The sequence below is a fragment of the Massilia agri genome (assembly GCF_024753255.1).
Classification (GTDB): Bacteria; Pseudomonadota; Gammaproteobacteria; order Burkholderiales; family Burkholderiaceae_D; genus Telluria; species Telluria agri.
The window spans coordinates 42957-66550 of the sequence record NZ_JANUHA010000014.1 but is presented as its reverse complement, the minus strand read 5'-3'; the positions used below and the strand labels follow the sequence as shown (position 1 = coordinate 66550).

General features: G+C 65.7%; 24 protein-coding genes. 21 read left to right on the top strand and 3 right to left on the bottom strand.

What is annotated here, in order from left to right; translation table 11 throughout:
- The first annotated feature begins 4 nt into the window (after positions 1–4).
- The 7 genes from NX780_RS18265 (at position 5) to NX780_RS18235 (ending at position 7479) form a co-directional block, all read left to right on the top strand.
- Positions 5–571: a hypothetical protein gene (locus NX780_RS18265; protein ID WP_258829304.1), complete on the top strand. Its 567-nt coding sequence runs from the start codon at positions 5–7 to the stop codon at positions 569–571.
- A 167-nt stretch (positions 572–738) separates the two neighbouring features.
- On the top strand, positions 739–3024 hold the full coding sequence (locus NX780_RS18260) for a carboxy terminal-processing peptidase (RefSeq protein WP_258829303.1): 2286 nt from the start codon (positions 739–741) through the stop codon (positions 3022–3024).
- Between the two features lie 301 nt (positions 3025–3325).
- On the top strand, positions 3326–4063 hold the full coding sequence (locus NX780_RS18255; RefSeq protein WP_258829302.1) for a PEP-CTERM sorting domain-containing protein: 738 nt from the start codon (positions 3326–3328) through the stop codon (positions 4061–4063).
- 142 nt (positions 4064–4205) lie between these two features.
- On the top strand, positions 4206–5408 hold the full coding sequence (locus NX780_RS18250) for an acyl-CoA dehydrogenase family protein (protein ID WP_258829301.1): 1203 nt from the start codon (positions 4206–4208) through the stop codon (positions 5406–5408).
- 10 nt (positions 5409–5418) lie between these two features.
- Entirely contained in the window at positions 5419–6558 is a 1140-nt protein-coding gene (locus NX780_RS18245; protein ID WP_258829300.1) for an acyl-CoA dehydrogenase family protein, read from the top strand.
- Positions 6555–7031, top strand: a complete 477-nt coding sequence (locus tag NX780_RS18240; protein ID WP_370663627.1) for a MaoC family dehydratase — start codon at positions 6555–6557, stop codon at positions 7029–7031. Before NX780_RS18245 ends, NX780_RS18240 begins: the two co-directional genes overlap by 4 nt.
- Entirely contained in the window at positions 7024–7479 is a 456-nt protein-coding gene (locus NX780_RS18235; protein ID WP_258829298.1) for a MaoC family dehydratase, read from the top strand. The genes NX780_RS18240 and NX780_RS18235 overlap by 8 nt, the downstream gene beginning before the upstream one ends.
- A 9-nt stretch (positions 7480–7488) precedes the next feature.
- Here the strand turns inward: NX780_RS18235 and NX780_RS18230 are convergent, their stop codons facing one another.
- From NX780_RS18230 to NX780_RS18220, 3 genes are all read right to left on the bottom strand, one after another.
- The gene (locus NX780_RS18230; RefSeq protein ID WP_258829297.1) at positions 7489–8721 is read right to left on the bottom strand and encodes an acyl-CoA dehydrogenase family protein; all 1233 of its coding nucleotides are present in this window, start codon (positions 8719–8721) and stop codon (positions 7489–7491) included.
- 27 nt (positions 8722–8748) lie between these two features.
- Positions 8749–9813: a phosphotransferase gene (locus tag NX780_RS18225; protein ID WP_258829379.1), complete on the bottom strand. Its 1065-nt coding sequence runs from the start codon at positions 9811–9813 to the stop codon at positions 8749–8751.
- Positions 9814–9896: 83 nt separating this feature from the next.
- Positions 9897–10598: a histidine phosphatase family protein gene (locus tag NX780_RS18220; RefSeq protein ID WP_258829296.1), complete on the bottom strand. Its 702-nt coding sequence runs from the start codon at positions 10596–10598 to the stop codon at positions 9897–9899.
- A gap of 165 nt (positions 10599–10763) precedes the next feature.
- Between NX780_RS18220 and NX780_RS18215 the strand changes: the two genes are divergently transcribed.
- From NX780_RS18215 to NX780_RS18150, 14 genes are all read left to right on the top strand, one after another.
- Positions 10764–12467, top strand: coding sequence for a GspE/PulE family protein (locus NX780_RS18215; protein ID WP_258829295.1), 1704 nt, complete (start codon positions 10764–10766; stop codon positions 12465–12467).
- Positions 12467–13708, top strand: a complete 1242-nt coding sequence (locus NX780_RS18210; RefSeq protein ID WP_258829294.1) for a type II secretion system F family protein — start codon at positions 12467–12469, stop codon at positions 13706–13708. Before NX780_RS18215 ends, NX780_RS18210 begins: the two co-directional genes overlap by 1 nt.
- Entirely contained in the window at positions 13705–14217 is a 513-nt protein-coding gene (locus NX780_RS18205) for a type II secretion system protein (protein WP_258829293.1), read from the top strand. Before NX780_RS18210 ends, NX780_RS18205 begins: the two co-directional genes overlap by 4 nt.
- Before the next feature lie 43 nt (positions 14218–14260).
- On the top strand, positions 14261–14722 hold the full coding sequence (locus tag NX780_RS25255; protein WP_307732939.1) for a type II secretion system protein: 462 nt from the start codon (positions 14261–14263) through the stop codon (positions 14720–14722).
- Between the two features lie 33 nt (positions 14723–14755).
- Complete coding sequence (locus NX780_RS25250) at positions 14756–15241, top strand: type II secretion system protein (RefSeq protein ID WP_307732937.1); 486 nt, start codon at positions 14756–14758, stop codon at positions 15239–15241.
- An 8-nt stretch (positions 15242–15249) separates the two neighbouring features.
- Positions 15250–15819 (top strand): pilus assembly FimT family protein, encoded by a 570-nt coding sequence (locus NX780_RS18190; RefSeq protein WP_370663626.1) that lies wholly within the window; start codon positions 15250–15252, stop codon positions 15817–15819.
- A complete protein-coding gene (locus tag NX780_RS18185) occupies positions 15809–16393 on the top strand; it encodes a type IV pilus modification PilV family protein (RefSeq protein WP_258829292.1) in 585 nt (194 codons plus the stop codon). The genes NX780_RS18190 and NX780_RS18185 overlap by 11 nt, the downstream gene beginning before the upstream one ends.
- Positions 16390–17274, top strand: a complete 885-nt coding sequence (locus NX780_RS18180) for a prepilin-type N-terminal cleavage/methylation domain-containing protein (RefSeq protein ID WP_258829291.1) — start codon at positions 16390–16392, stop codon at positions 17272–17274. Before NX780_RS18185 ends, NX780_RS18180 begins: the two co-directional genes overlap by 4 nt.
- Before the next feature lie 5 nt (positions 17275–17279).
- The gene (locus tag NX780_RS18175; RefSeq protein ID WP_258829290.1) at positions 17280–17747 is read left to right on the top strand and encodes a pilus assembly PilX family protein; all 468 of its coding nucleotides are present in this window, start codon (positions 17280–17282) and stop codon (positions 17745–17747) included.
- Positions 17744–20773 (top strand): DUF11 domain-containing protein, encoded by a 3030-nt coding sequence (locus tag NX780_RS18170; RefSeq protein WP_258829289.1) that lies wholly within the window; start codon positions 17744–17746, stop codon positions 20771–20773. Before NX780_RS18175 ends, NX780_RS18170 begins: the two co-directional genes overlap by 4 nt.
- Positions 20774–20918: 145 nt before the next feature.
- Entirely contained in the window at positions 20919–21857 is a 939-nt protein-coding gene (pilM, locus tag NX780_RS18165) for a type IV pilus biogenesis protein PilM (RefSeq protein ID WP_258829288.1), read from the top strand.
- On the top strand, positions 21854–22516 hold the full coding sequence (locus NX780_RS18160) for a PilN domain-containing protein (RefSeq protein ID WP_258829287.1): 663 nt from the start codon (positions 21854–21856) through the stop codon (positions 22514–22516). The genes pilM and NX780_RS18160 overlap by 4 nt, the downstream gene beginning before the upstream one ends.
- Positions 22513–23232, top strand: coding sequence for a hypothetical protein (locus NX780_RS18155; protein ID WP_258829286.1), 720 nt, complete (start codon positions 22513–22515; stop codon positions 23230–23232). Before NX780_RS18160 ends, NX780_RS18155 begins: the two co-directional genes overlap by 4 nt.
- On the top strand, positions 23229–23591 hold the full coding sequence (locus NX780_RS18150) for a hypothetical protein (protein ID WP_258829285.1): 363 nt from the start codon (positions 23229–23231) through the stop codon (positions 23589–23591). The genes NX780_RS18155 and NX780_RS18150 overlap by 4 nt, the downstream gene beginning before the upstream one ends.
- Positions 23592–23594: the final 3 nt, after the last annotated feature.

The window sequence follows — 23594 nt, the reverse complement described above, 5'->3', positions numbered from 1 at the left end:
AAACATGCTGGCCGGCTGCACCACCTGGCTGCCGGCCGCCGCCTGTGCCGGCGGCGATATGCTGCTTTATCTGCTTCCCTCGGCGGCGCTGGCGCTGCTCTTGTGGATTGCCTCGGGCGCCCATCCCTTCTTTTTCCTTTTCACTGCCGCCGGCACGCTGTGCCATGAACTGGCGCACTTCTCGGTCGGCCTCCTGACCAATGCCGAGCCGGTCGGGATGAGCATCTTCCCGCGCCGGATCAAGAAAGCGGGAAAGGGACACAACTGGGAACTGGGCTCCGTCAGCTTCGCCAACCTGCGCTGGTACAACGCCGCGCCCGCTGCGTTGGCGCCTCTGCTCATCCTGGCCTTGCCCTTCGGCGTGGCCTGGTGGCGCACCCGTCACGGCTGGGTGTTCGAGCCGCTCGACCTCGCGCTTGCCTTCGTACTCGCGCCGCAGTTCCTGTCTTTCTGGCCATCGCCGGTCGACTGGCGCCTGGCGGCGCGGTCCTGGCCGTGGATTCCCATCGGAATCATTGTCCTTGTAGCCAGCATGTACGGGAGCCAACTGCTCGCTATTGCCAAAGGATGAATGCCGGCTTATGCCAGACTTAAGCTTTGTAAGGTTTCATCGGAAAAGCATACAAGCTGGCTCTGCCTCCTTGTACCTTCCTGTAGAATGGGCCACAAAGGCGTATTGTCCGGCAGACGGCCGGAAGCGCCAGGCATCAAGAGTTCCCCGATTCGGAGAGACGACCAATGAAGAAACATCATCTGTTCATGGCCGCAATGGCCTTTGCCATGTCGGCCCATGTGGTCACCGCCCAGCCGGAGAAGGTCGCTGCGGTGGCCCCGGCGAAGACCGCCGTCACGGCGGCCGGTCCGCTCCAGATGAAACCGCTCGCCGAGCAGACCCAGGCCGCCCTCTGGGCCTCGCGCGTCCTTGGCCGCTACCACTACAAGGCCACGCCGCTCGACGATGCGATGTCGGTGAAGATCTTCGACAACTATTTCCGGAACCTGGACAGCGAGAAGCTGTACTTCGTCCAGGCGGACATCGACGGCTTCGCTTCGCTGCGCACCAAGATGGACGATGCGATCAACAACGAGAACCTGGCGGCGCCGTTCGCGATTCACAACCTCTTCCTGCAGCGCTTCGCCGAGCGCATGAACTACGCGCGCCAGCTGCTCAAGACCAAGCCCGACTTCACCCTCGACGAGACGCTCGAGCTCGACCGTGAAAAATCGCCCTGGGCGAAGAGCGAGGACGAGGTCCGCGAACTGTGGCGCAAGCGCGTCAAGAACGACTGGCTGCGCCTGAAACTGGCCGGCAAGGACGAGAAGGCGATCCGCGACACGCTCGACAAGCGCTACGAGAACTATGTCAGCCGTATCAAGAAGCTCAACAACGAAGACGTGTTCCAGATGTTCATGAACGCGTACGCCACCGCCATCGAGCCGCACACCAACTACCTGGGCCCGCGCTCGGCGGACAACTTCGACATTGCCATGCGCCTGTCGCTGGAGGGCATCGGCGCCGTGCTGCAGTCGCGCGACGAATACACCGTGATTCGCGAAATCGTGCCGGGCAGCCCGGCCGCCTTGTCGGGCAAGCTGAAGGTGGGCGACAAGATCGTCGGCGTGGCCCAGGGCAATGGTCCCTTCACCGACGTGCTCGGCTGGCGCATCGACGACGTCGTGCAGCTGGTGCGCGGCGAGAAGAACACCACCGTGCGCCTCGACGTGCTACCCGGCGACGCCGGCCCGGACGCGAAGCACGTCACCGTGACCATGGTGCGCAAGAAGATCAGCATGGAAGAGCAGGCCGCCAAGAAGTCGATCATTGAAGTCAAGGATGGCGCCTTCAAGCGCCGTGTCGGCGTGATCTCGCTGCCGACCTTCTACCTCGACTTCGAGGGACGCCGCCGCGGCGACAAGGATTACCGCAGCGCCACCCGCGACGTGGCCCGCATCCTGGGCGAGCTCAAGAAAGAGAAGGTCGACAACGTCCTGATCGACCTGCGCAACAACGGCGGCGGCTCGCTGACGGAAGCCATCGAACTGACGGGCCTGTTCATCGACAAGGGCCCGGTGGTGCAGCAGCGCGACGCCACCGGCCGCGTCGAGGTCGAGGCCGACACCCAGGCCGGCCTGGCCTGGGACGGTCCGATGGGCGTCCTGATCAACCGTGGCTCGGCCTCGGCCTCGGAAATCTTCGCGGCGGCGATCCAGGACTACGGCCGCGGCCTGGTCATCGGCGAGCCGAGCTTCGGCAAGGGCACGGTCCAGACCCTGATCGACCTCGACCGATTCGCGCCGGGCGAGAAGGTGCGTTATGGCGAACTGAAGATGACCATCGCCCAATTCTTCCGCATCAACGGCGGCACTACCCAACTGCGTGGCGTGACCCCGGACATCAAGCTGCCCCAGCTGTCCGACATGGAAGGCTTCGGCGAATCGTCCTATGACAACGCCTTGCCATGGGTGGCGATCAAGCCGGCTTCGTACACGGCGGCGGGCGACCTGAAAGAGCTGATCGGTCCGCTCCAGCAGCGTCATGAGGCGCGCATCGCCAAGGACAAGGAGTTCCAGTTCCTCAAGGAAGACATCGACGAGATCCTCAAGCTGCGCAAGGAGAACGCGATTTCGCTGAACGAGGCCGTGCGCCGCAAGGAACGCGACGCCCAGGACGCCCGCGCCAAGCTGCGTGAAGCGCGCCTGGCGGGCGCTACCGGTACCGCGACCGACGAGCCGGCCGCTGCGCCGGGCGGCAAGGAGGCGCGCGGCAAGGTGCCGGAGCCGACCAAGCCGGCCAAGGCGGTGACGGCCGTGCGCGGTGTGCCGCGCCAGGATGACGGCCTGCAGTACGACGAACGCGACCTGGCGGCGGAGATCGCGGCCGAGAAGGCGGCCAAGGATGCCAAGGACATCTTCCTGCAGGAAGCGGCCAACATCCTCGCCGACGAGGTGGGCATGCTGCGTACCGACACCCGGATGGCCTCGCGCGCCATGCCCTACATGGCGACGCCGCGCGCCGGTAACTGATGCATGCCAGGGGCGGACGCCCCTGGGAGACAAGAATGGCCAGGTCTGCTTTTGCAACCTGGCCATTTTCATTGCACAGAATGTTAAGTGCAATTGTATTTCTGATCATTCATCGAGCCACGAATAATTGCCAGTTGCTCAGTGTGAGTAGGATTGTTCCTACTTATAAAAGCGCGTTTTTCCTAGCTTCATACCCCGCGCACGGTTGAGTTACATCGAATATTGCCTCTTTTTTACTTGTGATAGGATGAGCATACTGTTGTAAGAACAACAATCCCATACCATCCAAGGAGTTGATATCATGGCAATTCGTCACATCGCTGCAGCTGTCATGCTGGTTTGCACTGGTTTCGCCCACGCTGATCCGATTTCGAGCGCAAGCGCAACTGGCGGTTTCCTCAATAACTGGACTACCGGCAACGGCACTGATGTGCTGGGTTCCGGCGTGCTCGGGAACGGCAACGTCAACCTGGTGGGCGGCGTCTCGCACGCCAGCACCGCAAAGGACGCCAGCCTCACCGACGTCCTGCTCGACAAGTCGTCAAGCAATATGACCGAGGTAAGCGGCCAGGGCCAACTGTTCGTCGAACGCGGTATCGAGGGCAATTACCTGCTGGCGTCCGGCCACGGCGTGCTGGCTGCGACCCTTGGTGCAGGCAAGTCCGTTATCGGCTCCGCGAACGGCGCCGTGATCGTTGGCGGCGGCACCGGCGCGCCAGGCATGTCGGGCGGTGGCGGCCTTGAAGCCGGTGCGGGCGGTGGCGCACCGTCGGGCGACCCGACCACGGGCTCCGGCGGCACGCCGTCAGGCGACAGCGGCATGCCGTCGGGCGACAGCGGTTCCGGCGGCAACGCGACCGAACCGTTCATCCCCGGCGATAGCGGCACGCCGTCGGGCAACAGCGGCAACAGCGGCCAGGTGCAGCTCCCGGCCGTGGATGCCGTCGATCCGGCTGCAGTTCCGGAACCGTCGAGCGTCGCACTGATGCTGGCTGGTATGTTGGGCGCCGGCGCCCTGGGCCGTCGTCGCAAGCAGTAATCGCACCGTGCGCGGGGTAGGGGTCTACCCCGCATGGCGACAGCTTGTCGCTGGTTTTTCCCGCTTGGCAGCAAGTCCAATTCCTGTACAATCCTTGTGAACGCTCGTGCTTTTTCTGGCGGCCGAATAACAAGGAGACGACATGGACCTGCACTACTCAGACGAGGACCTGGCCTTTCGCGACCAGGTCCGCGCCTTCCTCGATTCCCATCTACCTGAAGACTTGCGCGCCAAGGTGCTGGGCCACCTGCGCCTGAGCAAGGACGACTTCGTGCGCTGGCACCGCATCCTCGCCAAACAGGGCTGGGTCGCGCCCGGCTGGCCGGTCGAATTCGGCGGCCCCGGCTGGACGCCGGTACAGCGCCACATCTTCGAGGAAGAGTGCGCCCGTGCCGGCACGCCGCGCGTGATGCCCTTCGGGATCGACATGGTGGCGCCCGTGATCATGGCCTTCGGCTCGCAGGAGCAGAAAGACCACTTCCTGCCGCGCATCCTGTCCTGCGAGGACTGGTGGTGCCAGGGCTATTCCGAACCCGGCTCCGGGTCCGACCTTGCGTCCCTCAAGACCACCGCCGTTCGAGGTGTGGACGCCCAGGGCGAACACTACATCGTCAACGGCCAGAAGACCTGGACCACGCTGGCCCAGCACGCCGACATGATCTTCTGCCTGGTCCGCACCGACAGCTCGGTGCGCAAGCAGGAGGGCATCTCCTTCCTCCTGATCGACATGCACTCGCCCGGCATCACGGTGCGCCCGATCATCATGCTCGACGAAGACCACGAGGTGAATGAAGTCTTCTTCGATAACGTCCGCGTGCCCGCCGCCAACCTGGTGGGCCAGGAGAACCGCGGCTGGACGTACGCCAAATACCTGCTCGGCCACGAACGCACCGGCATCGCCGCCGTCGGCCGCAGCAAGCGCGAGCTGGCTTTCCTCAAGCGCCTGGCGCGCCGCGAGCAGAAGAACGGCCGTCCACTGCTGGAAGACCCGCTGTTCGCGGCCAAGGTCGCCGACCTCGAGATCGAGCTGATGGCGCTCGAGATGACGGTGCTGCGCGTGCTGGCCCAGGCCAATAAGGCGCCGGGACCCGAAGCTTCGCTGCTGAAGGTGCGCGGCACCGACATCCAGCAGATGCTCACCGAATTGATGCTGGAAGCGGCCGGCCCGATGGCCCTGCCTTTCGATCCGGCCTTCCTGGAGGGAGAAGAGGAGCACAGCGTGGCCGGCGACGACCTGGCTGCGCCGCTTGCCTCCTACTACTTCAACTACCGCAAGACCTCCATCTACGGGGGCTCGAACGAGATCCAGCGCAACATCATCACCCAGATGATCCTGGGCCTGTGAGGAGGACACGATGAACTTCAACTACAAGGAAGAGCAGCAGCAGTTCGCCGATGCGCTCAGGCGCTGGATCGGGCGCGACTACGGTTTCGAACAGCGCCGCGCCATCGTGGCCTCCGAACAGGGCGTGTCCGACGAGGCCTGGGCGACCCTCGCCGAGCTGGGCATGACGGCCTTGCCGGTGCCGGAGCAGCAGGGCGGCTTCGATGGCGGGGCCGTCGACCTCTTCGTCGTCATGCGCGAACTGGGCCGCGGCCTGGTCGTCGAACCCTACTTCGCCACCGTGCTGGGCGCCCACTTCCTCAAGCTCGGCGGCAAGCACGCCGACCTGCTCGGGAAGGTAGCGGCGGGCGAGCTGAAACTGGCCTGCGCGCTGGGCGAGCGCCAGTCGCGCCACGAACTGCGCGACATCGCGACCCGCGCTGAAGCGACGGGCGAGGGCTGGCGCCTGAGCGGCGAGAAGAAGGCCGTCATCCATGGCGCCCAAGCCGATGTGCTGGTCGTCTCGGCGCGCAGCAGCGGCGAGCAGTGCGAGGAGGCAGGCATCAGCCTGTTCGCGGTGCCCCTCGATACGCCGGGCGTGCACGTGACCGGCTACCGCACCCTGGACGGCCTGCGCGCCGCGGACGTGCGCTTCGACGCCGTGGAGGTGCCGGCCGCCGCGCTGCTTGGCGAGGCCGGCGCCGGCTGGGACATCCTCGAAGCCGGCGCGGACCATGGCGCGGGCCTCCTGTGCGCCGAGGCCCTCGGTGCGATGGAAGCGCTGTTCGACGCCACCCTGGACTACCTCAAGACGCGCCAGCAGTTCGGCGTCCCGATCGGCAAGTTCCAGGCCCTGCAGCACCGCATGGCCGACATGTACATCCACCTCGAACAGGCGCGCTCGATGGCGCTGCTCGCGGCGGTCAAGCTCGACGGTGACGACGCCGCCGAACGCCGCCGCGTGGTCTCCGCCGCCAAGTACCGGGTGGGCCAGGCCGCCCGTTTCATCGGCCAGCAGGCGGTGCAGCTGCATGGCGGCATGGGCGTCACCGATGAACTCGCGGCCGCCCACTATTTCAAGCGCCTGTCGATGATCGAACTCACCCTGGGCGACCGCGACCACCACCTGGCGCGCTTCATCGCCGCTCCATGCTTCCAGGAGGCGGCGTGAAGGACGAGCGCAAGCACTGGTACTTCGAGGACTTCTTCGCCGGCCAGGAGATCGACCTCGGCGCGCGTACCGTGAGCGAAGACGAGATCATCGCCTTCGCCCGCGAATTCGACCCGCAGCCCTTCCACGTGGACCGCGCGGCGGCCGAAGCCTCGATCTACGGCGGCGTGATCGCCAGTGGCTGGCACACCTGCAGCATGATGATGCGCATGGTGGTCGATGGCCTGATGTGCAGCGCCTCGAGCATGGGCTCGCCCGGCCTCGATGGCGTGCGCTGGCTGAAACCCCTGCGCGCCGGCGACACGCTCAGGGTCCGCTACCTCACGACGGGGGTGAAGGCCTCGAACTCCAAGCCGGATCGCGGCGTCGTGTGGTCGAAGTGGGTGGCGAGCAACCAGCACGGCGAGGAGATCTGCACGATCGAGGGCATGGGCATGTTCGGCCGGGCGCCAAGGGGAGGTGGCGATGCCTGAACGCCTGCCCTTCGACAAGCTGCCCGGCCTGGTGGGCCGGGAGGTCGCCGTATCCGAGTGGTTCCTGGTGGACCAGGCGCGCATAGGCGGCTTCGCCGAAGCCACCGAAGACCGCCAGTGGATCCACGTCGACCCCGAGCGCTGCGCCCGCGAGTCGCCCTTCGGGGCGCCCGTGGCGCACGGCTTCCTGACCCTGTCGCTGCTGCCCGCGATGCTCGAGAGCGCGATCGTTATCGAGGGCATGCGCATGGGCTTGAACTACGGCCTGAACAAGGTCCGCTTTCCCGCGCCGCTGCAGGTAGACAGCCGGGTGCGCGGGCGCTGGACCCTGGCGGCGGTCGATCGGATCGAGGGCGGCGTCCAGCTGGGGTGGTCCGTCACAGTGGAAAGCGAGAGAGGCGGGAAGCCGGTGTGTGTCGCCGACTTCCTCGTTCGTGCGTTTTCGTAGCGTGCGGCGTCAGCCTGCCGGCCTGGCGTACTTCGCCAGCTCCAGCTTGGCAATCGCATTGCGATGCACCTCGTCCGGCCCGTCGGCCAGGCGCAGGGTGCGGTTGCCGGCCCACTGGTAGGCGAGCGGGAACTCCTCGGACACGCCCGCCGCGCCGTGGGCCTGGATCGCCCAGTCCAGCACGTCCTGGGCCACGGTAGGCGCCAGCACCTTGATCATCGCGATCTCCGCCTGGGCGTGCTTGTTGCCGACCGTGTCCATCATGTAGGCGGTCTTCAGGGTCAGGAGGCGCGCGGTGTCGATGCGGATGCGCGCTTCCGCGATCCGCTCGCGCCACACGCCCTGTTCCGAGATCCTGCGGCCGAAGGCCACGCGGCTGTCCAGGCGCCGGCACATCAGTTCCAGCGCACGCTCGGCCACGCCGATGGCGCGCATGCAGTGGTGGATGCGGCCCGGGCCCAGGCGGCCCTGGGCGATCTCGAAGCCGCGCCCTTCGCCCAGCAGCATGTTCGTGCCTGGTACGCGTACGTTCTCGAACAGGATCTCGCAGTGGCCATGCGGTGCGTCGTCGTAGCCGAAGACGGGCAGGGGACGCACGATGGTGATGCCGGGCGTATCGGCGGGGACCACGATCATCGACTGCTGCTGGTGGCGGCTTGCTTCCGGATCGGTCTTGCCCATCACGATGAAGACCTTGCAGCGCGGGTCGCCGGCGCCCGAGATCCACCATTTGTGGCCGTTGATGATGTACTCGTCTCCATCGCGTTCGATCCGGGTGGCGATATTGGTCGCATCCGAGGAAGCGACGTCCGGCTCCGTCATCGCAAAGGCCGAGCGGATCTCGCCGCGCAGCAGCGGCTCGAGCCAGGCGTTCTTGATCTCATCAGGCGCGTAGCGTTCCAGGGTTTCCATATTCCCCGTGTCCGGCGCCGAGCAATTGAAGACCTCGGGCGCCCAGGGCACGCGGCCCATGATCTCGCACAGCGGCGCATAGTCGAGGTTCGACAGGCCCTCGGGAGCCCTGCTGGACTTGGGCAGGAACAGGTTCCACAGGCCGGCGTCGCGCGCCAGCGGCTTGAGGCGCTCGATCAGCTCCAGGGGCAGCCAGCGCGTGCCCTTGTCGCGCGCATTGGCCGCGACCTCTTCGTTGAAAGCGCGTTCATTAGGGTAAATGTGCTCGTCCATGAAGGCGAGCAGGCGCGCCTGCAATTCCTTGCAGCGGTCCGAATAGGCGAAATCCATGTGCGGGTCCTCGGGGTGAAAGGGATGTCAGCGGCTGCGCGAGGCGAAGCCCCATGCCATCTCGGCCATCGGCCGGGCAGCCTTGCCGTTCTCCAGGGCCTGGGCGCTGGAGGCGGTGCCGTCGACGTAGCGCTTCATGATGCCCTGCATGATGCCCGCCAGGCGGAACATGTTGTAGGCGAGATAAAAATCGAAGTCCTCGGCGCGGATCGTCTTGCCTGTGCGTTCACAATAGCGCGCCACGTAGTCCTCCATCGAAGGGATGCCGAGCCCAAGCAGGTCCAGGCCCGCGATGCCGCGGAAGCGTCCCGGCGGGATGTGCCAGCTCATGCAGTGGTAGGAAAAGTCGGCGGCCGGATGGCCCAGGGTCGACAGCTCCCAGTCCAGCACGGCCAGGATGCGCGGCTCGGTCGGGTGGAAGATCATATTGTCGAGGCGGTAGTCGCCGTGGACGATGCTGGTGTCGTCGCCCGGCGGGATATGCTGGGGCAGCCATTCGATCAGGCGGTCCATTGCTTCGATCGGCTCGGTCGCGGAGGCCTGGTACTGTTTCGTCCAGCGCTCGATCTGGCGGGCAAAGTAGTTGCCTGGCTTGCCGTAGTCGCCCAGGCCAATGGCCGCGTAGTCCACGGTGTGCAGCTGGGCGATGACGCGGTTCTGCTCGTCGTAGATGGCGGCGCGTTCGCTTGGGGTCATGCCGGGCAGGGACTGGTCCCACAGCACCCGGCCTTCGATGAACTCCATCAGGAAGAAGGCGCGGCCAATGACGGATTCGTCCAGGCACAGGGCCAGCTGGCGCGGCACCGGGAAGCCGGCGCCGTGCAGGGCGTTCATCACGCGGTATTCGCGGTCGATGGCGTGGGCCGAAGGCAGCAGCTTGGCCGCAGGGCCGGGCTTGGTGCGCAGCACGTAGCGCCGCTCGCCTGCGCTCAGCTTGAAGGTGGGGTTCGATTGGCCGCCCTTGAACTGTTCGACCTGGATCGGGCCGCCGGGGAAGCCGTCCACGTTGGCGGACAACCAGGCGCCCAGCGCATCGACATCGAAGCGCTGCCGTTCGGACACGGGCTTGGTGCCCATCATTTCCTCGTACATGGTGTCTCCGTTCTTGTGTTTGTTCTTCATTCTAGCCCGAACCCGTCAAAAAATGTACGGGCGTGCTATTTCTGGCCAAAAAATCAGCGGCCCCGGCGGTATTGCTCGAACAACTGCTCCATCGTCGTGGTGCGCGCACCCGGCTGCAGCGGGGCAGGGGGGACGTAATTGACGAAGCGGACCACCCAGTCGGCAGCCTCTGTGCCCACATCGAGCGCATTGATGCAGCCGGCCGCCTGCGACAGTCCGCCCAGGAAAAGCCTCTGCCCGGTCAGGGCCAGGGACAGGATCGCGCAGTTGACGCCCCCATGCAGGACCAGCAGTACCGTGTCCCAGTCCTCCTGGGCCCGCAGGCGCGCGATCGCCGGGTGGACCCGGTCCATCATCTCGCCCACCGATTCGCCGCCGAGGAAGCGCTGTTCCTCGTCGACCATGCCCTCGAAGGCGCCGGTGAAGGCACGCCGCAGTTCGCTCGCGGGGATGCTGGACAGGCGGCCGCCGCGAATCTCGTGCAGCTCGGGCCATACCTCCGCTTCGATCGCCTGGCCGCTTGCCAGCAGTACGCGCTGCGCCGTCTCGCTGGTGCGCGGCAGGCCGGACACGATGACGCGGTCGAAGTGCACGCCGGATTCGCGGAAGGCGCGGCCGGCCGCGTCGGCCTGCGCGCGGCCATCTTCGTTCAGGGGGACGGTCTCGGGCAGGAAAGGCTTGCCGCTCTCGTCGAAGTAGGTGACGCTGCCGTGCCGCATCAGGTAGACGCGGCGGCGCTGTGCTGGTTCGCTCATCGAAATCCTTGTTGCAAAGGGAGGGCTTGCCCATCTTACACCGCGATGCCATTTCGTCGAGGCGAAACGGCGACACTTTGCCTATGAAGAGCTAATTCCCCCAGTCAATTTCAGTGGGTTCTGGCATAAAATGTTTACTGCAAGATATAACCAAAAGGGATGTTCATGGCAAGGCCGGAAAAAATTCGCCTCGGCGAGGTGCTGATCTCGCAGAAGCTGCTGTCGGAAGACCAGCTCAACCAGGCGCTGGCGGACCAGAAGCGCACCGGGCGCAAGCTGGGCCGTGTCTTCGTCGAGAACGGCTTCGTCACCGAAGAGCAGATCTCGGGCGCGCTGGCGCGCCAGCTGAACATCCCCTACATCACCCTCAAGTTCTACAACATCAACGCGGAACTCGTGCGCCTGCTGCCGGAGACGGCCGCGCGGCGCTTCCGTGCGCTGGTGCTGGAAGACCGCCGCGAGACCATGCTGGTGGGCGTGTCCGACCCGACCGACCTGTTCGCCTACGACGAAATCGCGCGCCTGCTGAAAAAAGGGGTGGAGCTGGCGGTGGTCAACGAGACCGAGGTCCTGGGGGCCATCGACCGCATCTACCGCCGCACCGAACAGATCACCGACTTCGCGCGCGAGGTCGAGCAGGACCTCGGCGACACCTCGATCGACTTCGGCGCCCTGGCCGCCAACCCGGGCCTGGAAGAGGCGCCGATCGTCAAGCTGCTGCAGTCGGTGTTTGACGACGCGGCCCAGGTGCGCGCATCGGACATCCACATCGAGCCGCAGGACGGCCGCCTGGCGATCCGCTTCCGCATCGACGGCGTGCTGCACCTGCAGACCGAGGCCGACATCAAGGTCGCGACGCCGCTGGCGCTGCGCCTGAAGCTGATGGCCGACCTCGACATCTCGGAAAAGCGCCTGCCGCAGGACGGCCGCTTCGCCGTGAAAGTGCGCAACCAGCGCATCGACGTGCGTATCTCGACCATGCCGACCCAGTACGGCGAGTCGGTCGTCATGCGTCTGCTGAGCCAGGTCGGCATGAACCTGCGCCTGGACGCGATCGGCATGCCGCCGCGGATCGTCGAGCGCTTCCGCGCCATCGTCCAGCGGCCCAACGGCCTGGTGCTGGTGACCGGCCCCACGGGTAGCGGCAAGACCACGACCCTGTACAGCGCGCTGTCCGAACTGAACTCGGTCGAGAAGAAGCTCATCACCGTCGAGGACCCGGTCGAATACCGCCTGCCCGGCATCAACCAGGTGCAGGTCAACGACAAGATCGACCTCTCCTTCGCGCGCGTGCTGCGTTCCGCCCTGCGCCAGGACCCGGACATCGTGCTGGTCGGCGAGATGCGCGACCAGGAAACCGCCCAGATCGGCCTGCGCGCCGCCATGACCGGTCACCTGGTCCTGTCCACCCTGCACACCAACTCCGCCGCTTCGACCCCGCTGCGCCTGATGGACATGGGCGTGCCGCGCTATATGGTGGGCGGTTCCTTGCAGGCCGTGCTGGCCCAGCGCCTGGTGCGCGTGATTTGCGAGAGCTGCACCACGGCATACCGCCCGACCCCGGCCGAGCTGACCTGGGTGCTGCAGGAACTCGGCGAGCGCGCCGTGTCGACCCAGTTCTTCCACGGGAAGGGCTGCTCGCACTGCAACGGCACCGGCTATCGCGGCCGTACCGGCGTCTACGAACTGCTCGAGATGACGCGCGCCGTCACCGAGGCCGCGAACCACCCGGATCCCTCGCACTTCCTGAAGGTGGCGCATGCCGAGATGGAGGGCGAGACCTTGCGCCGCCACGGCGTGAGCCTGGCGGTGCAGGGTAGGACCACCATCGCCGAGGCGATGCGCATCAGTAACCAGCTCGACGACTGATGCCTTACTTTGCCTACAAGGCGCGCAATGCGCGCGGCGAGCTGCTCACCGGGATCCTCGAAGGGGTCGACAGTGGCGCGATTGCCGACCAGCTGTTCGGCAGCGGCGCCACCCCCATCGAGATCAACCCCAGCAAGAAGGGCCCGGCCTCCAGGGATGGGGAAGAGGGCCTGTGGGCGCGCCTGACGACCAAGAAGGTCACGTCGATGGACGTGCAGCTCTTCAGCCGCCAGATCTACACCCTGCTCAAATCCGGTGTGCCGATCATGCGCGGCCTGGCCGGCCTGCAGGAATCGGCGATCAACAAGTCCTTCGCCAAGGTGATCAAGGACCTGCGCGAATCGCTCGACTCGGGCCGCGAGCTGTCCGTCGCGATGGCGCGGCATCCGCTCGTCTTCAATACCTTCTACCTGTCGATGGTGAAGGTGGGCGAGATGACCGGCCGCCTGGAGGAAGTGTTCCTGCGCCTGTTCGATCACCTGGAATTCGACCGCGACATGCGCGAACGCGTGAAGACCGCGCTGCGCTACCCGAGTTTCGTCATCATCGCCATGATCATCGCCATGGTGATCGTGAACGTGTTCGTGATCCCGAGTTTCAGCTCGGTGTTCAAGCAGTTCGGGGCCGAATTGCCCCTGATGACGCGCATCCTGATCGGGACCTCGAAGTTCACGGTCGATTACTGGCCGCTGATGGCCGGCACGACGGTCGCCGCGGTGGTCGGCTTCATCCGCTGGACCGCCACCGTCAAGGGACGGCTGGCCTGGGACCGCTACAAGCTGCGGCTGCCGATCGCCGGCAAGATCATTCACAAGGCGACCATGGCCCGTTTCGCGCGCAGCTTTTCGCTGTCGATGCGCAGCGGCGTGCCGATCGTGCAGGCCCTGACCGTGGTGTCCCAGACTGCCGACAACACCTACCTGGCCTCCCGCATCGAGCAGATGCGCGATGGCGTGGAGCGTGGCGAGAGCATCCTGCGTACCTCGATGGCCGCCAACGTCTTCACGCCGATCGTGCTGCAGATGATCGCGGTGGGCGAGGAATCCGGCTCGCTGGACGAGTTGATGGACGAAATCGCGCAGATGTACGAGCGCGAAGTGGATTACGAGCTGAAGACGCTGTCGAGCCAGATCGAACCGATCCTGATCACCTTCCTGGGTGTGATGGTCCTGATCCTGGCGCTCGGCATCTTCCTGCCGATCTGGGACCTCGGCCAGGCCGCGCTGCACGGAGGGAAATGATGCGTTCGCGCGGATTCACGCTGCTGGAGTTCGCGGTGTGCATGTCGCTTTGCGCCGTGCTGGTCTGCGGGCTGCTGCTGCACCTCGCGGAGTATCAGCGGGAATCCCAGCGGGTGGCTGCGCAAGGCTTGGTAAGCGCCATGCGGACTGCGATGGCGGTGCGTGCGGCCCAGTTGCAGGGCGCGGGGGATCAGGCCGGATTGAGCACCCTGCATCAGGAAAATCCCTTCCGCTGGCTGGGGCGCCTTCCGGCTAACTATCAAGGGGAATACTATCGCCCACGCGCCGGTCTGGTGAAGGACGGCCACTGGTATTTCGACCCCTCTGATCGTACCGTCAATTTTGTGCCGTATCGCGACACTTTTTCCTCAGAGATACCGAAATTGCTGAAGTTCAAGGTAGAATTATCGCGTGAGCCTGATCCGACCAGCACTGGTGAACGGAGGGAGGCTGAACGAGGAATCACGCTTACCCAGATGACTGGGAAGCCTGCATCCACTGACCACTAGAACGCGGGTTTCCGCAACATTACTTCTTAACGGAGAGAGCTTCATGAACAAGAATTTCAAGGCCGGCCAGCAGGGCGGTTTCACCCTGATCGAACTGATCGTCGTGATCGTCATCCTGGGCATCCTGGCAGCTACCGCGCTGCCGAAGTTCGCCGACCTGGGCAATGACGCACGCAAGGCCAGCCTGAAGGGCGCGAAAGGTGCGATCGCATCGGCTTCGTCGCTGGTGCATGCACAGGCCCTGATCAAGGGTGTGACCGATGGCAAGATCATCCTGGAAGGCGTTGAAGTCAATGCGAAGTTCGGCTATCCGGCTGTCGGCACTGAACTGGCTGCGGTGGCAGGCATCAGCGACGCCGACTACGACCTCGCTTCGACCGCGACTTCCCTGACCCTGAGCCCGAAGGGCGTCAAGACCAAGACCGACTGCCAGGTCGTGTACACCGCGCCGAGCGCTGCAAACAACGCACCGACCATCGTCGAAAAGAACACCGACTGCAGCTGATCGCTACCGCCACCCAGACCTGATGGACACGTGATGCCCATGCGCACTCATCGCTCTGGCCAGGGTGGCTTCACGCTGATCGAACTGATCGTCGTGATCGTGATCCTCGGGATCCTGGCAGCGACGGCGCTGCCGAAATTCGCGGACCTGGGCGGCGACGCCCGGGCAGCGACCCTGAAGGCAGCAAAAGGTGCAATCAGTTCCACGGCCGGCATGGCCCATGCCTATGCACTGCTCAATCCAAGCGCCACAAGCGTCACTACCGAAGGTGTGAAAGTCGTGCTGACCAATGGCTTCCCAGCTTCTGGTACCGATGCGGATGCACGCAAGTTTGCACAACTCGCCGGCATTTCGGAAGATGACTACACGCTCGAGACCGACAAAGGCGAACTGAAGGTGAGTCCGAAAGGCGTGGCAGCGGCCAATGCCGGCCGCTGCTTCGTCAGCTACAAGCCGCCCACCGTCGCGGGCGGTGCGCCACGCATCACGGAAGGCGCGGCAATCTACAACTGCAACTAGCTCTCGTAGTGTCAGGCTCGATTTCTTCCCAGCCGGTGGGAGTACCCGGCCGTCTCACAATTCCCCGTTCCCGTGGCTTCACCATGGTGGAGCTGGTCGTGGTGATGATCCTGATCGGCATCCTTGCCGCCATCGGCGCCAGCCGCTTCGTCGACCGTCCCGCTTTCGAAGTGCCCACCTATGCCGAGCAAGTACGCGCCATGCTGCGCTACGCGCAAAAGGCAGCCATTGCCCGAAACACGCCCGTCTTCGTGCGCTTCGAGGACAGCCGCATCTCGCTGTGCCACGCGATGCCGTCGAGCGGATGCAGCGCCGACAGGCAGGTTGCCATCCCCGGTGGTTTCTCGGCCGGCGACGACGCCACCCGGAGCCAGTGCGGCAGCGGCAACTGGTACTGCCTGGGCAAGCCATCCGGCATTTCCTGGACCGCGTCCCCTTCGCCGGACTGGCTGATGTTCGATGCGCTCGGCCGGCCTGTGCTGCCCGGGACCGTCCCGGGTGGGCTGGCCCTCACCATCAGCGGCGGCAGGGATACCGCGAGCGTCTTCGTGACCGAGGAGACCGGCTATGTCCAGTAAGCGCCCATGTGCGCGCGGGCAGGGCGGCGTGACCCTGATCGAACTGATCATCTTCATCGTCATCGTCGGCGTCGCCGTGATGGCGGTGCTCGGCGTGCTGTCGATGACGACCAAGAACAGCGCCGATCCGCTGCGCCGCAAACAGGCCCTGATGATTGCGGAGGGCCTGCTGGAAGAAGTGCAGCTCGCCAAGTTCACCTTCTGCCAGCCGACCGCCGGCAACGTCGACACCGCCGCCAATGCCGCCGCGTGCGAGAATGGCCTGGCCGAGAACTGGGGCGCCGAAGGCACGAGCCGGCCGCACGACAACATCAACGACTACGTCCCGGCGGCCAACAAGCCTACTGCGGCCTTCGACCTGAACGGGCAGCTGAGCGACGCCAACGGCAACCCGATGCCGGCGAGCGGCTACGCGGCCAGCGTGACGATCACGCCGCAGGTCCTGGGCGGCATCGGCGCGGCGGGCGCCAATGCGGACACCGAGGTTTTGCGTATCCGGGTCACCGTCAGCTACGGCAGCGAGCAGGTGGTGCTGGACGGCTTCCGCACGCGCTACGCGCCGAACTTCCCATGAGCCCTCTACCGCGCCACCGCGCCAGCCGCGGCTTCACCCTGGTCGAGGCGATCCTCGTGATCGTCATCATCGGCGTCGTCGCCGGCATCGTCGCCGTGTTCATTCGCGCGCCCGTGATCGGCTACACGGAAAGCGCCGAGCGTGCCTCCGTTTCGGACGAAGCCGACCTGGCGCTGCGCCGCATGGCGCGCGACCTGCGCCTGGCGCTGCCGAACAGCGTGCGCGTCGCGGCCGACGGAAGCGCCATCGAATTCCTGCTCACCTCGACCGGCGGACGCTACCTGTCGGTCGACGACGACGTGCCCGGCTTGCCCTTCCTCGACTTCGACGATCCAAACCAGCGCAGCTTCGCCGTCATCGGCGGCACCATGCGCCCGATCGAGCGCGGCAACTACATCGTCGTCTACAACCTGGGCGACGGCATCGTCCCGTCGGACGCCTACGGCTTTCGCAGCGGCGGCGCGAACACCAATATCGCCCGGGTCGAGGCGGTCGCGAATCCGTCCGGCCCGATGCCCATCGTGACCCTGGAGAGCAATGCCTTCGCCATGCAGGAGGTGACGATGGTGTCGCCCAACCGCCGCTTCCAGGTGGTCACCACGCCGGTGACCTACCAGTGCACGCGCCTGCGGGACGGCAGCGTCGGCCTGGTGCGCTACTGGGACTACGACATCAGCGCAGCGCCGCTGTTTCCTCCCCAGGGCAGCCCGCGCCAGGCCGTGATCGCGAGCCGCGTGGCCAACTGCAACAACGTATTCCAGTACGGGACCGCCGCCACACGCGCCAGCGCACTGGTCATCCTCAACCTGTCGCTGCGTCCGCGCGGCGGCGATGGCGTGGTGAGCCTGGTGCACCAGGTCCACGTCGACAACACGCCGTGAACGCCATGTCCGTCCCTGTCCGTTCTTCCTTCCATCCGCGCCGCCTGCTGCGCAGCGCCGGCATCGGCCTGATCACCGCGGTCTTCCTGCTGGTCGTCCTGGCGGGCCTGGGTGTCGCGGCCGTGCGCATCTTCACCGCGCAGCAGGCCGGATCGAGCCTAGACCTCGACGGCGCGCGCGCCTACCAGGCGGCGCGGGCGGGCATCGAATGGGGCCTGTTCCAGCAACTGCGCAACAATAACTGCGCCAGCACCTCTTTCGCGCTGCCCCTCGACAGCGTGCTCGGCAACTTCACGGTGACGGTCACCTGTACCGTGATCAGCGGGCCGCCGGACGCCAACGGCAGCAATGCCAACACCACGCGCTGGCGCATCGAGTCGGTCGCCTGCAACCAGCCGAGCGGCGGTCGTTGCGATGGCCAGGCCGGCGCCAGCCCCGACTTCGTCCAGCGCCGCCTGGAGGTGCAGGTATGAAGAAGGTCCTGCTGGCTTTCTGGGCGCTGGTTCTGCTCGTCGCCGTGCCGGCGCGCGCCGATACGGCCATGTACTTGCACAAGAGCTTTACCGGCACCGTGAACTTCGCCGGCACCCAGGTGACGATCCGCGACCGGGGCAAGAATGCCAGCCCGTGCAGTGTCTACGGCGAGAAAGTCGGACAGAGCGCTAACTTGACCCTGCCTTCGGAAGCGAGTGTCGTGTCGGCGCATTTGTACTGGGCCGGTTCCGGCAGTGCCGACGCCACCGTGGCGATCAACAGCAAGAGCGTGACCGCGCCCAGCAGCCGCATCTACACCTCGGCGACGATCGGCGGCGGCTTCAACTATTTTTCGGCGGCGGCCGATGTGACCGATATCGTCAAGCTCAAGGGCGGCGGTACCTATACCTTCTCCGGCCTGCGCGTCTCGAACGGCAGCCCCTGGTGCGAGCGCAGCGCGGTGCTGGGCGGCTATGCACTGGTCGTGATCTACTCGCAAAAGAACGAGACCTACCGTACCCTCAACCTGTACGAGGGTTTCCGAGCCATGCTCAACAGCGAAGTGCGCCTGGACATGGCGAATTTCCGTGTGCCCGACAACGTTTCGTCGTCGTCGGTCGGCCGCTTCGGTCACCTGGTCTGGGAAGGCGACTCGGACATCGCGCAGAACGGCGAGTCGCTGACCTTTTACAACTTCTCGCTGACCCAGTCGACCTACGGGCCGTCGGGCAACAACTTCAACTCCAGGAGCAGCGTCAACGCCGACGCCAATTCGCTCGGCATCGACTTCGACGCCTACAGCATGACCGGCTGGCCGGCCGGGCTGACCTCCGTGTCGGCGCTGTTCCGTACCGGCGGCGACCTCGTCATGCTCAATGCGGCGCTGCTGGCCGTGCCGAATACGCCGGCGGCCGACCTGACGGTCGATCTCGTTCGCACCACCGACTTGCGTCCGGGTGCGGTCGCCACTTACACGGCGACCGTCACCAACAACGGACCCGGTACCGAAAAGGGGCCGTTCAAGATCAACCTGACCTTGCCCGCGGGTCTGAGCTATAACTCGTTCAGCGGGACCAACTGGAGCTGCACCGGCTCCGGCACGGCGGCGACCTGCACCTATAGCGGCGCGCTCGACATGGGCGCGAAGACGGTGCTGACGCTGAAAGCCACCGTGGCGAGCAATGCGAGCGGCAGCAAGACGACGACCGTCACGGTGGTCGGCAACAACGATCCCGTCAGCGACAACAACCAGCGTAGCGAGACCGGGACTGTGGGTTCGGCGTCGAGCGGTTCCTATGTGTACACGTCCGAGGAATGCACGGTCGGGGAATTGGTCGGCAACGACGTCGGATGTCCACTCTTCGACGGCCCCATCGTGGCCGGAAATACGGCGAAGATCTGGATCACTGCGATCGACGCCAACAACAAGGCGCGCGCGCCCAATGGGTCGGTCACCCTGTATGCCGCCGCGGGCTGCGTCAATCCGGCCGGCCCTGGGACGGTCGAGCCTACCGTGTCCGGGATTAAATTGCCGGCCTGCGCGCCTGACGCGACCGTCGCGGCATCGACAACCTCGGACGCCAAGCTGTGGAAAGGCTTCCCACTGACGTACCAGGCCGGCAAGGCGTCGCTCGGCTACGACCTGCAGTACCTCGACGTGGGCTCGGTCAAACTCTACCTGAGCACCGGCGGCACTGCGAGCACCGGCGCGCGAAGCTTCACCCAGTTCGTCTCGATGCCTGCTTCGCTGAAGCTGACCATCAAGAACGCGGACGGCGCGGTGAACACCGGCGCTGTCGGCCTGTCGGGCGCCGGTTTTGCGCGCGCCGGCGAGCGCTTCACGATCCAGGTCGACGCCATGAGCAGCACGTCCCAGCGCCTGCCCGGCTTTGGCACCGAGACAGGCACGGGGCGGCCCGTGCTGACGAACGAGATCATGAAGCGGCTCGACGCGTACACAGGGACCGACAAGGAGCCCTGGGCCGGGCTCGGGGGCGAATATCCGGGCAGCGGCGCTTTCATCGGCAGCGATTTCTACTGGAGCGATATCGGCAGTTTCAACCTGAAAGTGTCGCTGAATGACTATCTCGGTGAGAAACCGGCGGCGATCGGCACGCAGGACGTGGGCCGCTTCTATCCGGCTGCTTTCAAGACCGATGCCGGACCAGGTTTTGCCTGCCTGGCGCGCATGAATTGCCCCTCCGTCGGCCTGGCCAGCATCAGCGACGCCGTCTACTCGATGCAGCCCTTCACCGCCAGGATCACCGCGCTCGACGAGAATGGAAGCGAACTCAAGTATTTCGACACGGCCGCCATCCCCAGCCTCGTACCGAAGCTGACGCTGTCGGCGGTCGATGCCCCCGGCAGCGGCGTCGCATTCGGCACGAAATTCCTTCCTGGCCTCGTCGATACGCCGGGGGCGGCCACTACCCGCACGGTGCAATTCGGGCTTGGAAATCCCTTTAACGCCGACACGGAGAAAACTGGCTGGGCGGCGCCAACCGCGGTGTACCTGCGCGCCACGGCCGTCGACAACCGCATGGGAGTGAAGCTGAATGTGTCCTCGGTGCAGAGCGAGGTCGCGGAATCGCAAGAGGGCGGCATCATGGTCATCAATGGCCGCCTGGCGATCGACAACGTCATCGGCTCCGAACTGCTGAAGACGCCGATTCCGATGCGCGCCCAGTACTGGACCGGCAAGAGCTGGGAAAACAACACCTCCCTCAAATCGAACGAGGTGTTGAAGACCGACCAGGCCATGTTCAGCGGCTGCCCGAACCGGCTCAGCGTCATGAGTGCGAGCGGCGGACGCGTCTGCGACACCACCCTGGTCAAGACCTCCAGCCCGGGTGAGCTGAGCCTGGTTTCCGGCGGCACCCGGTTCATGCTCGCGCCCTTGGGCGCCGGCCGCTACGGCAGTTTCCGCATCAAGATGAAGAGCCCGGAATGGTTGCCAAGCATGTACGGCCAGATCACCATCGGCGCCTACCGCAGCCCCGTGATCTACATCCGTGAAGTCTACTGACAACGGAAAATTATAAGAACGTCGATAAACCTGTCATTTTTTCTGAGCTTTTAGGCAATTTTTCGTTCGGTCTCCCTGCGTCTTGACTATAATCAAGACTTCGCCGACCCGATCATTCATTCGCCGACAGGACCCAGCTCGTTCGATGCGTTTTTTTAAGAAAGCCAGGAAAAAAGATGGGTGGCTGACCATCGCCGTCCAGCGCGACGGCGTGGCGGCCACCAGCGTCAAGCGTGGGAAGGAGGGCAAGCCCTTCGTGCGCTTCGCCCATTTCCTGCCTGGCCAGGCGAATGCAGGCGTGCTGGAAAAGGCCGGCCGCGAGGGCCATGCCAATGCCTTCCGCTGCGCGACCCTGCTGGGCGCCGGCGAATACCAGCTCATCAGTGTCGAAGCGCCGAACGTGCCGAAGGACGAACTGCGCACTGCGATCCGCTGGCGCCTGAAGGACATCCTCGACTTCCCGGTCGACGAGGCCACCGTGGACGTGCTCGAGATCCCGGTCGATGCCGGCGCGGGCGCGCGCGCCCAGCAGTCTGTGTTCGCAGTGGCGGCGCGCAACAGCGTCATCAAGCCGCGCCAGCAATTGTTCCTCGATTCGAAGATCGAGTTGAGCGTCATCGACATCCCCGAAATGGCACAACGCAATATCTCGGCCATGCTGGAGCCGGAAGGCCGCGGCGTCGCCATGCTGTCCTTCGGGCTCGACGGCGGCCTGCTGACGGTCTCCTTCCGCGGTGAACTCTATCTGTCGCGCCGGGTCGACGTCAGCCTCGATCTGCTGCTCGACCCGGACCACGACCGCAAGCATGGAGCGTTCGACCGCATCACCCTCGAGCTGCAGCGTTCGCTCGACCACTTCGAGCGCCAGTTCTCCTTCATCAGCGTATCCAAGCTGGTGCTCGCGCCGTCCGAGGTGAGCGGCCTGGACGAATACCTGTCGAGCAACCTCTACATGCCGGTCGAGTCGATCGACCTGGCGAGCGTGTTCGACTTCAGCCGCACGCCCGAGCTGGCGGACAAGGCCCTGCAAGGGCGCTTCTTCCTGCCGCTGGGCGCGGCGCTGCGCACCGAGGAGGCGGCATGAACCAGCCGATCCGCCAGCAGATCAACCTCTTCAACCCGGCCTTCCAGCCGCAGAAGCAGGTGCTCACGGCGCCAATGATGGGCGTGGCCCTGCTGGTGCTCATCGCGGGCATCGCCGGGCTGGCCGTGCTGGCCAATGCCCATACCGCGCGCCTGCGCGAGGAGGCGAACCAGGGCGCGAGCCAGCTGGCCCGCAAGCAGGCCCGCCTCGCCTCGGTGAACGCGGAATTCGCGCCGCGCGTGAAATCGACGGAACTGGAAGCGCAACTGGTGGAGGCCGACGCCCAGCTGGCCGCCTTGCGCCACGTGTCCGGCGTGCTCGAACGCGGGGAACTGGGCGACAGCAGCGGTTTCGCCGGCTACTTCAAGGCCTTCGCCCGCCAGAGCGTGCAGGGCCTGTGGCTGACTTCCGTGAGCGTCGCCGGCAAGGACATCGGTCTCAAGGGCCGCACGACCGACCCGGCCCTGGTGCCCGGCTATATCGGCCGCCTGACCCAGGAACCGCTCTTGCAGGGCAAATCCTTCTCCAGCCTGCAGATCGGCCAGGCCGAGCCCGTGCAGACCCAGGGAGCGGACGGCAAGCCGGTGAAGAGCGCCGCGCCCTACGTCGAGTTCAGCCTGCAGTCGGTGCCGGAGACGAAAGCCGAGGTGCGCCCATGAGCGCGACCCTGAAGCAGCGCCTGACCCAGCTGGCCGCGCGCGTGGACGCGCTGTCGCTGCGCGAGCGCGCGCTGGTGTTCGCGGCCGCGGTGGCGGTGGTCGGCTTCGCCGGCCAGCAGCTGGTACTGGCGCCGTTCTACCGCCAGCAGGACACACTGCAGGAACAAATCGACCAGCAGCGCAACAATATGATGGGCATCGATGCCGAGATCGCGGCCAGGGTGACGGCCTACCAGAACGACCCGGACGCCGCCTCGCGCACCCGCCTAGAGTCCGTGAAGCGCGAAAGCGCCCAGCTGGCCGATTCGCTGCTGGCGATGGAGCACGGCCTGGTGCCTCCCGAGCGCATGGCGCCGCTGGTGGACGCCATCCTGCGCGCCAATGGCCGCCTGCAGCTGGTTTCGATGCGCACGCTGCCCGTGGAGACGATTTCGGGCCGCGCGGCGGCCGCCGGCGCTGCCGAAACGCCCCCGCCGGCCACCGCGGCGCCCGCCGCGGAAGCGGGGAGGGCGCCCGACATGCTGTACCGCCACGGCGTCGAAGTGACCGTGCGCGGCAATTATCTCGACATGGTGAACTACATGAGCGCGCTCGAAGCGATGCCGACCCGGCTGTTCTGGGGCAAGGCGCAGCTCGACGTGGAGGAATATCCGGCCTCCCGCCTGACGCTCACGCTCTATACCCTGAGCCTGGACCGGAATTGGATGAAGCTGTGAAACTCCTGAACGCGACGATCCTGGCAGCCCTCGTGCTGACCGCCCACACGGCCAGCGCCCAGGCGCTGCTCGACCCGACCCGTCCCCCGGCCTCGCTGGGCGTACGTCCCGACGCGGCGGCCGGCGATGGCATGCCGCGCCTGCAGTCGGTGCTGATCGCGCCGCGCCAGGGGGGACGCCACATCGCCGTGATCGACGGCGAGACCGTGCGCCTGGGCGACAATTACAAGGGCGCGCGCGTGGCGCGCATGACGCAGACCGAGGTCGAACTGGTACGCGGACGCGAACGCCAGGTGCTGCGCCTCGAGCCTTCGCCGCTGCCGCCCGTCGCGGGCGCCGGCATCCAGGCGGCCAACTGAGGC

Coding starts and splice junctions, on each gene's coding strand:
- NX780_RS18265 (WP_258829304.1), top strand. CDS start 5: ATGCTGGCCGGCTGCACCACCTGGCTGCCGGCCGCCGCCTGTGCCGGC.
- NX780_RS18260 (WP_258829303.1), top strand. CDS start 739: ATGAAGAAACATCATCTGTTCATGGCCGCAATGGCCTTTGCCATGTCG.
- NX780_RS18255 (WP_258829302.1), top strand. CDS start 3,326: ATGGCAATTCGTCACATCGCTGCAGCTGTCATGCTGGTTTGCACTGGT.
- NX780_RS18250 (WP_258829301.1), top strand. CDS start 4,206: ATGGACCTGCACTACTCAGACGAGGACCTGGCCTTTCGCGACCAGGTC.
- NX780_RS18245 (WP_258829300.1), top strand. CDS start 5,419: ATGAACTTCAACTACAAGGAAGAGCAGCAGCAGTTCGCCGATGCGCTC.
- NX780_RS18235 (WP_258829298.1), top strand. CDS start 7,024: ATGCCTGAACGCCTGCCCTTCGACAAGCTGCCCGGCCTGGTGGGCCGG.
- NX780_RS18230 (WP_258829297.1), bottom strand. CDS start 8,721: ATGGATTTCGCCTATTCGGACCGCTGCAAGGAATTGCAGGCGCGCCTG.
- NX780_RS18225 (WP_258829379.1), bottom strand. CDS start 9,813: ATGTACGAGGAAATGATGGGCACCAAGCCCGTGTCCGAACGGCAGCGC.
- NX780_RS18220 (WP_258829296.1), bottom strand. CDS start 10,598: ATGAGCGAACCAGCACAGCGCCGCCGCGTCTACCTGATGCGGCACGGC.
- NX780_RS18215 (WP_258829295.1), top strand. CDS start 10,764: ATGGCAAGGCCGGAAAAAATTCGCCTCGGCGAGGTGCTGATCTCGCAG.
- NX780_RS18210 (WP_258829294.1), top strand. CDS start 12,467: ATGCCTTACTTTGCCTACAAGGCGCGCAATGCGCGCGGCGAGCTGCTC.
- NX780_RS18205 (WP_258829293.1), top strand. CDS start 13,705: ATGATGCGTTCGCGCGGATTCACGCTGCTGGAGTTCGCGGTGTGCATG.
- NX780_RS25255 (WP_307732939.1), top strand. CDS start 14,261: ATGAACAAGAATTTCAAGGCCGGCCAGCAGGGCGGTTTCACCCTGATC.
- NX780_RS25250 (WP_307732937.1), top strand. CDS start 14,756: ATGCCCATGCGCACTCATCGCTCTGGCCAGGGTGGCTTCACGCTGATC.
- NX780_RS18185 (WP_258829292.1), top strand. CDS start 15,809: ATGTCCAGTAAGCGCCCATGTGCGCGCGGGCAGGGCGGCGTGACCCTG.
- NX780_RS18180 (WP_258829291.1), top strand. CDS start 16,390: ATGAGCCCTCTACCGCGCCACCGCGCCAGCCGCGGCTTCACCCTGGTC.
- NX780_RS18175 (WP_258829290.1), top strand. CDS start 17,280: ATGTCCGTCCCTGTCCGTTCTTCCTTCCATCCGCGCCGCCTGCTGCGC.
- NX780_RS18170 (WP_258829289.1), top strand. CDS start 17,744: ATGAAGAAGGTCCTGCTGGCTTTCTGGGCGCTGGTTCTGCTCGTCGCC.
- pilM (WP_258829288.1), top strand. CDS start 20,919: ATGCGTTTTTTTAAGAAAGCCAGGAAAAAAGATGGGTGGCTGACCATC.
- NX780_RS18160 (WP_258829287.1), top strand. CDS start 21,854: ATGAACCAGCCGATCCGCCAGCAGATCAACCTCTTCAACCCGGCCTTC.
- NX780_RS18155 (WP_258829286.1), top strand. CDS start 22,513: ATGAGCGCGACCCTGAAGCAGCGCCTGACCCAGCTGGCCGCGCGCGTG.